Source organism: Planktotalea sp. (assembly GCF_039984035.1).
GTDB lineage: Bacteria > Pseudomonadota > Alphaproteobacteria > Rhodobacterales > Rhodobacteraceae > Planktotalea.
This window is the reverse complement of the sequence record NZ_JBDWVM010000122.1, coordinates 1-9,627: the sequence shown is the minus strand read 5'-3', so window position 1 is coordinate 9,627 and position 9,627 is coordinate 1. Positions and strand designations below refer to the sequence as shown.

The window sequence follows — 9,627 nt, the reverse complement described above, 5'->3', positions numbered from 1 at the left end:
CAACAACAGCGAGAAGCGCCATGAAGGCGACCAAGGTTTTACCAGATCCCACATCCCCTTGCAGTAGACGGTTCATACGCTCGCTGCTGGCCAAATCCGTGGTGATTTCATCAATTGCGCGCATTTGCGCGCCGGTCGGATCATAGGGCAGCGACCTTAAGACTTTATTGCGCAGTTTGCCGTTGCCGTGGCTTTCGATCCCGGGCGCGCGGCGTCGATTGGCCCGCGCAAGCGCCAGGGTCAGCTGATGCGCCATGAATTCATCATAGGCCAACCTTTCACGTGCGGGCGCCGTTGCCGCAAGATCGCCAAGGCTTTGAGGCGCATGAGCTGTTTCAATCGCCGTACGCCAATCCGGCCAGCCTTTTTGCTTCAATTGCTCCGCATCGATCCACTCAACCAACTCCGGCAGCTTGGTTAACGCGCTCGCCATTGCTTTGCTCAACGGTTTCTGCGTCACGCCGGCGGTCAGCGGATAAACGGGTTCGAATGCGGGGATGGTTTGGGCCTCTTCAACCTGCACCACATGATCAGGATGCACCATTTGGGCCAAGCCATCGAACAGTTCGACTTTGCCGGACACAATGCGCCGTTGTCCGGTTGGCAGCAGTTTACCGAGATAATCGCCACGCGCATGAAAATAGACCAATTGAAACGCAATCTGCGCGTCGATCACATCAATCCGATACGCACCGCCCTTGTTGCGGGGCGGTCGGTGTTGGCCGATCTCGACCTCAACCGTCAATGTATTGGGCAGATCAGCGCCCTGCACCGTGTCTTTGATCGTGCGATCAATCCCAGAATAAGGTAGCAAAAACAACAGATCACGTGGCTTTTCAACGCCAAGCGCAGCCATATTTTGCGCCGTTTTCGGCCCGACGCCCTCCAACCCCGTCAACGCGGCGAATAGAGGGAAAAGAACTTCGGGGCGGCCGCTCATAAGTCTTCAATGAGCGCGAGCCAGCTGTCCTCATCCATGATTTGCACACCCAAATCTGCAGCCTTTTTCGCCTTCGACCCTGCGGCCAACCCCGCAATCAGAATGTCTGTTTTCGCCGAGACCGAACCGGAAACCTTTGCGCCCAAGGCCTCTGCGCGCGCTTTTGCCTCGGCGCGGGTCATCTTTTCGAGCGTGCCGGTAAACACCACGACTTTGCCCGCGACGGGACTGTCCGTATTGGGTTTTTCGGCGTCTTTTATGGTTAATTCATCCGTCAATCTCGTAATCGATGCGCGCTCGGCCTCTTGTGCAAAGCTGGTGACAAGAGAGGTTGCCATGACCTCGCCCACGCCGTCGATTCCCAGCAATTCATCCCAGGCGGCACCTGATTTATGCACCGCATTGTCCATGGCTTGCACGAATACATCCCAAGCGCCGTAGTGACGCGCGATCAAATTAGCGCTTTGCGCGCCGACGTGGCGTAGGCCGAGGGCGAACAACACGCGACCGAATTCGATGTTACGGCGCTCATCTATCGCCTCAAACAGCTTCTTGGCACTCTTGTCGCCCCAGCCTTCGCGGTTTTTGAGCTTCCCCAACTGGCCCGCATCGCGGGTTTTCAGGGTGAAAATATCAGCGGGTTCGCGGATCGAAAGCAGTTCATCGTGATAGAACATTTCGACCTGTTTCGCGCCAAGCCCTTCAATATCAAAAGCCCCGCGAGACACAAAATGCTTAAGGCGTTCAACAGCTTGCGCGGGACAGATCAAACCACCCGAACAGCGGCGCACGGCATCGCCTTCCTCGCGGACGGCTTTGCTATCGCATTCGGGGCAAATCTTTGGAAAATCGAATTCAACACTATCGTCGGGTCGTTTGCTGAGATCCACATCCTTAATTTTCGGGATCACGTCGCCCGCGCGGTAAATCTGGACCCAATCGCCCTCGCGAATACTGCGACCCTCGCGAATGGCCTCACCGGAATTATCGCGACCAAGGATATAATCCTCGTTGTGCAATGTCGCGTTCGACACAACAACGCCGCCAACTGTAACGGGCATCAGGCGCGCGACGGGGCTCAGCGCGCCGGTGCGACCGACCTGAATTTCAATCTTTTCAAGCCGCGTCCATGCAAGCTCTGCCGGGAATTTATGGGCAATCGCCCATCTCGGTGTGGTTGAGCGAAAGCCAAGGCGCGCTTGGTAGGACAGATCATCCACCTTATACACAACGCCGTCGATATCATATCCGAGCGCGGCGCGTTGCTGTTCAATACTTTGATAATGTTTGATAAGTTCTGCCGCACTTACCAAACGTTTGGTCAAATCGTTGGTCTGAAAGCCAAGAGCGGCCAGCCGTTCGATTGCGCCAAATTGGGTGTCTGACAGCGCCTCAGACAGCTCGCCCCAAGCATAAGCGAAGAACTTTAACGGACGTGACTGGGTGATTTTTGAATCCAATTGGCGCAACGATCCCGCCGCTGCGTTGCGAGGATTGGCAAAGACCTTGCCACCGCGTTCGGTTTGGCGGGCATTGAGCGCCTCAAAATCCGCATGGCTCATGTAGACTTCGCCGCGCACCTCTAGAACGTCAGGCGCGCCGTCAATCTGATGCGGAATGTCTGAAATAACGCGCGCATTTGCGGTGACGTCTTCACCTGTCGCGCCATCGCCTCGGGTGGCGGCTTGGATCAAATTCCCGTTTTCATAGCGCAGCGAAAGGGACAATCCGTCGATCTTCGGCTCTGCTGTAAAGGCAAGCGGTGTATCAACAGACAGGCCCAAATACTTGCGAATTCCTTGAACAAAATCAGCCACATCTTCATCGGTGAACGCATTGTCCAAGGACATCATGCGCTGTGCATGGGTGATTTTCCCAAATCCGTCTTGCACTGGTGCGCCGACTTGTTCGCTTGGACTATCTGCGCGTTTCAGATTTGGGAAGCGCGTTTCAATCTCGAGATTTCGCCGCTTCAACGCATCATATTCGGCGTCGGTTAAGACGGGCGCGTCATTGGTATGGTAGTCCGTATTGGCACGGGACAACTGCTTTGCCAAAGCCTCTAGCTCTGCGCGCGCAGTGTCTTCGTTCAAATCGGAAATTTCGATCTCGCTCATGCGCACCCCCTTAACTTGAGCCTAGTGATAAGGGTGGCACGCGCAGGCGTCCAGAGCAGCCCGCGCGCAACGCGTAAGATTTTACGAGTTTAACAAAACCGCTTCAGAGACTAGCCCGCGACTGCCAACTGTTGATCATTGAGGCTATTATCGACAGGATCACGCAACACATAACCGCGCCCCCAAACAGTTTCGATATAGCTGTCCTCATTCGTGGCTTCGCAAAGCTTTTTGCGCAATTTGCAAATAAATACGTCGATAATTTTAAGTTCTGGCTCGTCCATACCGCCATAGAGGTGGTTTAAGAACATTTCCTTGGTCAGCGTTGTGCCTTTGCGAAGTGAGAGAAGCTCAAGCATTTGGTATTCTTTACCCGTGAGATGTACTGTCGCGCCTTCGACCTCAACTGTTTTGGCATCAAGGTTCACGTCAATCTTGCCCGTCGAAATGACCGATTGTGAGTGCCCTTTAGAGCGGCGAATGATTGCATGAATGCGCGCGATGAGTTCATCACGATGGAAAGGTTTGGTCAGGTAATCATCGGCGCCAAAGCCAAAGCCCTTGATCTTGTTTTCTGTGTCATCCGATCCGCTCAGGATCAAAATGGGGGTGTCGATACGTGCAAGACGCAATTGGCGCAGGACTTCATGGCCGTTCATGTCAGGTAGATTTAGATCCAAGAGAATTAAGTCATAATCATACAACTTCGCCAGATCGATCCCTTCTTCACCATAAGAGGTCGTATAGACATTTAGATTGGCGTGGGTCAGCATCATGTCGATGCTTTTTGACGTCGTAGGATCGTCCTCAACCAATAGTACTCGCATAGAGATCACTCCGTTTCTTAATGCTTCCAAGGCAAGCTGAGCGAAAATAGTTAAAGAACCCTTTCCTCGCTGAATAAAAATGTAACTTATCAACCTAGGGTTGTCTATACCGCTGTATCGCCGTTGTTTTCAAAGCATCCTCACCATGATCGGCGATTGATTGCAGCCAATGGGCGAATTCTTCCTCACTTAAACTATATCGTTCAAGCGCTTGGCTCTTAGAGATCAGCCCATAGGTGACACCGCGCACGACCGCAGCTTTGCGCGATGCGACCCAGCGCCGCGTGTTGGGCTGGGGCAAATCTGCTTGGCTCATGACACGCCCATCAGGCAGGGTTACGGCACGGGGGCCTTCGACTTTCTTAAGATACATTTTACCGCCTCGTTTCTACTTCTGGCCTTTCTGCACCCAATCTCTTAAAGCGAAGTGAAACGCCCCCTTGAGAGTGTTTAGGATTTTCCTATATTTCTAAGGTTCTGCTAAGGAGTTGCCGTCATGGCGCTGGATCACCCGCAAAAATTAAACAGTCTCGGCTTTGCAAAGCCACCGTCCGAGACGCGCGTTGTCGTCGCGATGTCAGGCGGCGTGGACAGCTCTGTTGTGGCAGCGCAGCTCGCCTCGGAAGGCTATGACGTCGTTGGCGTGACCTTGCAGCTTTATGATCATGGCGCGGCTTTGGCCAAAAAGGGTGCGTGTTGCGCAGGTCTTGATATCCATGATGCGCGTCGCGTGGCCGAAGAAATGGGCTTTCCCCATTACGTCTTGGACTATGAAAATGTGTTCAAAGACGCGGTGATAGATGAATTTGCAGACAGTTATTTGGCGGGTGCAACACCTGTGCCGTGCATTCGTTGTAATGAGCGCGTGAAGTTCAAAGACCTGCTGGAAACAGCCAAGGATTTGGATGCAGATTGCATGGCCACGGGTCATTATATTCAGCGCAAGATGGGCGCAGAGAAGGCAGAGCTGCATTCAGCCGCCGATGATGCGCGCGATCAGAGCTATTTCCTGTTCTCGACCAAGCAAGAGCAGCTTGATTTCCTGCGTTTCCCATTGGGCCACCTGCCCTCCAAGGATGCAACGCGGGAACTGGCGGCGAAGTTTGGATTGAGCGTGGCGGATAAGCCTGACAGCCAAGATATTTGTTTTGTGCCTAACGGAAATTACGCGGCGGTGATCGAGAAACTGCGCCCTGGCGCGGCGGAACCCGGTGATATTGTTGACACGGATGGCAATGTTCTGGGCCAGCACAATGGCGTCATTCATTATACGATTGGGCAGCGTCGTGGTTTGGGCATCGGCGGTTTGGCCGATCCGCTCTATGTTGTGCGTCTTGATGTGGACAAGAAACATGTGATCGTCGGCCCGAAAGAGCTGCTGAGCACGCGCACTATTCCTGTGCGCGAAATCAACTGGCTTGGCGACGCACCGCTGATGTCGCAAGAGGAATGGCATGTGTTGGTGCGCGTGCGTTCGACCCGTCCACCGCGCCCTGCGATCATCCGCCCGATTTCGGAAACCGAAGCCAGCGTTGAGCTGCTGACGCCAGAGGATGGTGTCTCCCCCGGTCAGGCCTGCGTGTTTTACGACACCGAGAGTTCGCGCATCTTTGGCGGCGGCTGGATTTGGCGCGGGTATTGAGGCATGAAACAGTTCTCGCTGCTGGATCTTTCGCCCATCCCTGAAGGGCAAAGCGCGGGACATGCGATTGCGAACACTATCGCGCTTGGCGTTGCTGCAGAGAAGGCAGGCTATCACCGCTATTGGCTGGCCGAGCATCACAACATGCCCGGCATTGCGAGCGCTGCGACCTCGCTGATCATCGCGCAGGTTGCGGCGGCGACAAAGACCATGCGCGTTGGTGCGGGTGGCATTATGCTGCCAAATCATGCGCCCCTTGTTATTGCAGAACAATTCGGCACGCTCGCCACGCTCTATCCCGATCGCATTGATCTGGGCCTTGGCCGCGCGCCTGGCTCGGATATGGAGACAGCCCGTGCGCTGCGCCGTCATATGGCACCTGAGGATAGTTTTCCGCAGGACGTGCAGGAATTGATCCGATACTTTGGCACTGAAGACAGCAAAGTGCGCGCAGTCCCCGGTCACGGCACACATGTGCCTGTCTGGATTCTGGGGTCGAGCCTTTATGGTGCGCAATTGGCCGCGTTTTTGGGCCTGCCTTATGCGTTTGCGTCGCATTTTGCGCCGGACATGTTGGAACAGGCTCTGGAAATCTATCGCAGCTCGTTTCAACCCTCCGAAACGCTCAAAGAGCCCTATGCGATGATGGCCGCTGGCGTTTGCGTTGCGGACACAGATGAGGAAGCGCGCTACCTTCGATCCTCGCAATTGCTGGCTTTTGCGAAATTGCGCACGGGCAAAGCGGGCAAGCTGCCCCTGCCCGTCGACGACATAGACGCGCGCATTCCTGCGCCTGTGCTGCACCAAGTGAATCACGCGCTGTCGTGCTCTGCGTCTGGCGCACCGGACACGGTCTATCGTGGCCTGGATGAGCTGATAACGCGTTACAAACCGGATGAATTAATCGTCACAGGTATGATTCACGATCACGGCGCGCGCGTGCATTCCTTTGAGCTGGCAGCGAAGGTGTTGAAATCATTGGTGTCCAGCGCCTGACTTTCACCTGAGCGCGAAAAACGCCTTTTGCTCGGCATAGCTGTGTTTTTCAGCACACACCTGTTCCAGTGAATCTCAGAATACGGGGAAAAGGGGCTGACCGACGGCAAAGCTTCGTGGCACAGAGGATCAATGGTGTCCGTCAGAGACACCTTGAGGGCAGTATGACATCGAACACCGCAAAACCCGCGCTTGGCGCTTTGATCTATTTCGCAGTGGCGTTCAGCCTTGCGACCTATTTCACATTTGCGGCTGTGCAAGGTGACTATGGCGTGTTTCGCCGCGCCGAAATCACGGTAAATGCGCGCGACCTGAGCGAACAACTTGCGATGCTCGAAGCAGAAGTTGTCGAGATGGAAAACCTTACCAAGCGCTTGTCTGACACCTATCTCGACCTTGATCTTTTGGATCAACAAGCGCGCGACGTGCTCGGTTTGCTGCGCGCTGACGAAATTGTCATCGAATAAACCGCTGATTTTTTAGCACTTCCCTTACAATTCAACGTGCCCCCTAGTCATGCGCGCGATGCTGCGGTACACTATTGTTTAACGTTAAATCAATTTGTGTTTCTGGGAGGATGCACCGCATATGGCTGCAAAAAAATCAAAAGCGGTACCGAACGTTTCCGCTGAAGACCTGCTCGCATATTACAAAGACATGCTGCTGATCCGTCGGTTCGAAGAAAAAGCCGGCCAACTTTATGGCATGGGCCTGATCGGCGGCTTCTGCCACCTTTACATTGGACAAGAAGCGGTTGTTGTCGGCCTTGAGGCCGCAGCAGAGGAAGGCGACAAGCGCGTCACCTCTTATCGCGATCACGGTCATATGCTGGCCTGCGGCATGGATGCCAATGGTGTGATGGCCGAATTGACAGGCCGCGCCGATGGCTATTCCAAGGGCAAAGGCGGCTCTATGCATATGTTCTCCAAGGAGAAACATTTCTACGGCGGTCATGGCATCGTTGGCGCGCAGGTGCCGATTGGTGCGGGTTTGGCGTTTGCTGATAAGTACAAAGACAATGGTCGTGTGACCTTCGCCTATTTCGGCGATGGCGCTGCGAACCAAGGTCAGATTTATGAAACCTTCAACATGGCTGCGCTTTGGGATTTGCCCTGCATCTTTGTGATTGAGAACAACCAATATGCGATGGGCACAGCGCAGGGTCGCTCGACCTCTACGCCAGAGCTGTATACGCGCGGCGCGGCCTTTGGCATTCCGGGTGAAGCTGTGGATGGCATGGATGTTCTCGCCGTCAAAGACGCCGGTGATCGCGCTGTGAAACACTGCCGCTCTGGTAAGGGTCCTTATATTCTAGAGATCAAAACCTATCGCTATCGCGGACATTCCATGTCTGATCCGGCAAAATATCGCACACGCGAAGAAGTGCAGAAAATGCGCGATGAGCGCGATCCGATTGAACAGGTGCGCGAGATTCTTTTGACCGGCAAACACGCCAGCGAAGATGACCTCAAAGCGATCGACAAAGATATCAAGAAGGTGGTGAACGCCTCGGCAGAATTTGCCAAGGAGAGCCCTTTGCCCGAACTGTCCGAGCTTTGGACCGACATTTATGCAGACGTGGAGGCATAAGACATGAGCATCCAAATCCTTATGCCCGCCCTGTCCCCAACGATGGAAGAAGGCACGCTGGCCAAATGGTTGGTCAAAGAAGGCGATACAGTCAGCTCTGGCGACATCATCGCAGAGATTGAAACAGACAAAGCCACGATGGAATTTGAAGCCGTTGACGAAGGCGTCATTGGTCAAATCCTTGTGGCCGAAGGCACCGCAGGCGTTGCAGTCAACACAGCGATTGCGGTGTTGCTGGAAGACGGCGAAAGCGCATCTGACGTTGCAAGCAGCACATCAGCGCCTGCCCCGAGCGCGCCAGATGAAGCGGCGCCAGCACCTACGGTCGCTGCGGCACCTGCAGCGGAATACAAAGCACCGGAGCCCGATTGGCCCGAAGGCACAAAGGTTAAACAGCAAACCGTGCGCGAAGCATTACGCGACGCCATGGCCGAAGAAATGCGCAGCGACGAAGACGTGTTTTTGATGGGCGAAGAAGTTGGCGAATACCAAGGCGCTTACAAGATTTCCCAAGGTTTGCTCGACGAATTCGGCTCCAAACGCGTGATTGATACGCCAATCACAGAGCACGGATTTACCGGCATCGCAGTTGGTGCCTCTTTCGGTGGTTTGAAGCCAATCGTTGAATTCATGACGTTTAACTTCGCCATGCAAGCGATTGATCACATTATCAATTCTGCAGCGAAGACGCTTTATATGTCCGGCGGTCAAATGGGTGCACCCATGGTGTTCCGCGGCCCCAACGGCGCGGCCGCACGTGTCGGTGCTCAGCACTCTCAGGACTACGCTGCATGGTATGCGCATATTCCGGGTCTAAAGGTTGTGATGCCTTATACGGCAGCGGATGCGAAAGGATTGCTCAAGTCTGCTATTCGCGATCCGAACCCTGTGATCTTCCTTGAAAATGAGATCCTTTATGGTCGGTCTTTCGATGTGCCTGTGATGGATGATTTCACCGTCCCAATTGGCAAGGCGCGCATCGCCCGCGAAGGCACAGATGTGACCATCGTCAGCTTCGGTATCGGCATGACGTACGCCATGGAAGCGGCTGAAAAACTTGCAGAAAGCGGCGTTGACTGTGAAGTCATCGATCTGCGTTCCTTGCGCCCGATGGACACGCCAACAGTGATCGAAAGCGTCAAGAAAACCAATCGCTGTGTCACGGTTGAGGAAGGCTTCCCAGTGGGGTCCATCGGCAATCATATCTCAGCGGTGCTGATGCAAGAGGCCTTTGATTTCCTCGATGCGCCTGTCATCAATTGCACGGGCAAGGACGTTCCGATGCCCTACGCGGCAAACCTTGAAAAGCTCGCTCTGACGACCACCGATGAGGTGATCGACGCCGTGCGCAGCGTTACATATCGTTAAGGGAAATTAACACATGGCAATCGAAATACTCATGCCCGCCCTATCCCCAACGATGGAGGAAGGCACGCTGGCCAAATGGCTCGTGAAGGAGGGCGATACGGTCTCCTCTGGCGACCTGTTGGCGGAGATCGAAACCGACAAAGCGAC

9 protein-coding genes and 1 pseudogene are annotated in these 9,627 nt (G+C 54.4%); 6 read left to right on the top strand and 4 right to left on the bottom strand.

Annotated elements, in window-relative coordinates; translation table 11 throughout:
- The 4 genes and pseudogenes from ABJQ89_RS05545 to ABJQ89_RS05530 all read right to left on the bottom strand — a co-directional run.
- Nucleotides 1-940: pseudogene (locus tag ABJQ89_RS05545) on the bottom strand (ATP-dependent DNA helicase RecG); the annotation flags it as partial.
- Nucleotides 937-3,057, bottom strand: a complete 2,121-nt coding sequence (ligA, locus tag ABJQ89_RS05540; protein WP_348495270.1) for an NAD-dependent DNA ligase LigA — start codon at nucleotides 3,055-3,057, stop codon at nucleotides 937-939. The pseudogene ABJQ89_RS05545 and the gene ligA, both read right to left, overlap by 4 nt.
- A 110-nt stretch (nucleotides 3,058-3,167) precedes the next feature.
- The gene (locus ABJQ89_RS05535) at nucleotides 3,168-3,884 is read right to left on the bottom strand and encodes a response regulator transcription factor (RefSeq protein WP_348495269.1); all 717 of its coding nucleotides are present in this window, start codon (nucleotides 3,882-3,884) and stop codon (nucleotides 3,168-3,170) included.
- A gap of 94 nt (nucleotides 3,885-3,978) precedes the next feature.
- The gene (locus tag ABJQ89_RS05530; protein WP_348495268.1) at nucleotides 3,979-4,257 is read right to left on the bottom strand and encodes a DUF1153 domain-containing protein; all 279 of its coding nucleotides are present in this window, start codon (nucleotides 4,255-4,257) and stop codon (nucleotides 3,979-3,981) included.
- A 123-nt stretch (nucleotides 4,258-4,380) separates the two neighbouring features.
- Between ABJQ89_RS05530 and mnmA the strand changes: the two genes are divergently transcribed.
- The 6 genes from mnmA to ABJQ89_RS05500 form a co-directional block, all read left to right on the top strand.
- Nucleotides 4,381-5,526, top strand: coding sequence for a tRNA 2-thiouridine(34) synthase MnmA (gene mnmA, locus ABJQ89_RS05525; RefSeq protein ID WP_348495267.1), 1,146 nt, complete (start codon nucleotides 4,381-4,383; stop codon nucleotides 5,524-5,526).
- Between the two features lie 3 nt (nucleotides 5,527-5,529).
- Entirely contained in the window at nucleotides 5,530-6,522 is a 993-nt protein-coding gene (locus ABJQ89_RS05520) for an LLM class flavin-dependent oxidoreductase (RefSeq protein WP_348495266.1), read from the top strand.
- A 164-nt stretch (nucleotides 6,523-6,686) separates the two neighbouring features.
- Nucleotides 6,687-6,989, top strand: coding sequence for a septum formation initiator family protein (locus ABJQ89_RS05515; RefSeq protein WP_348495265.1), 303 nt, complete (start codon nucleotides 6,687-6,689; stop codon nucleotides 6,987-6,989).
- Between the two features lie 121 nt (nucleotides 6,990-7,110).
- Complete coding sequence (gene pdhA / locus ABJQ89_RS05510) at nucleotides 7,111-8,112, top strand: pyruvate dehydrogenase (acetyl-transferring) E1 component subunit alpha (RefSeq protein WP_348495264.1); 1,002 nt, start codon at nucleotides 7,111-7,113, stop codon at nucleotides 8,110-8,112.
- 3 nt (nucleotides 8,113-8,115) lie between these two features.
- Nucleotides 8,116-9,480, top strand: coding sequence for a pyruvate dehydrogenase complex E1 component subunit beta (locus ABJQ89_RS05505; protein WP_348495263.1), 1,365 nt, complete (start codon nucleotides 8,116-8,118; stop codon nucleotides 9,478-9,480).
- Between the two features lie 13 nt (nucleotides 9,481-9,493).
- Nucleotides 9,494-9,627 (top strand): biotin/lipoyl-containing protein (locus ABJQ89_RS05500; RefSeq protein ID WP_348495271.1); only part of this gene is annotated, 134 nt, incomplete at its 3' end.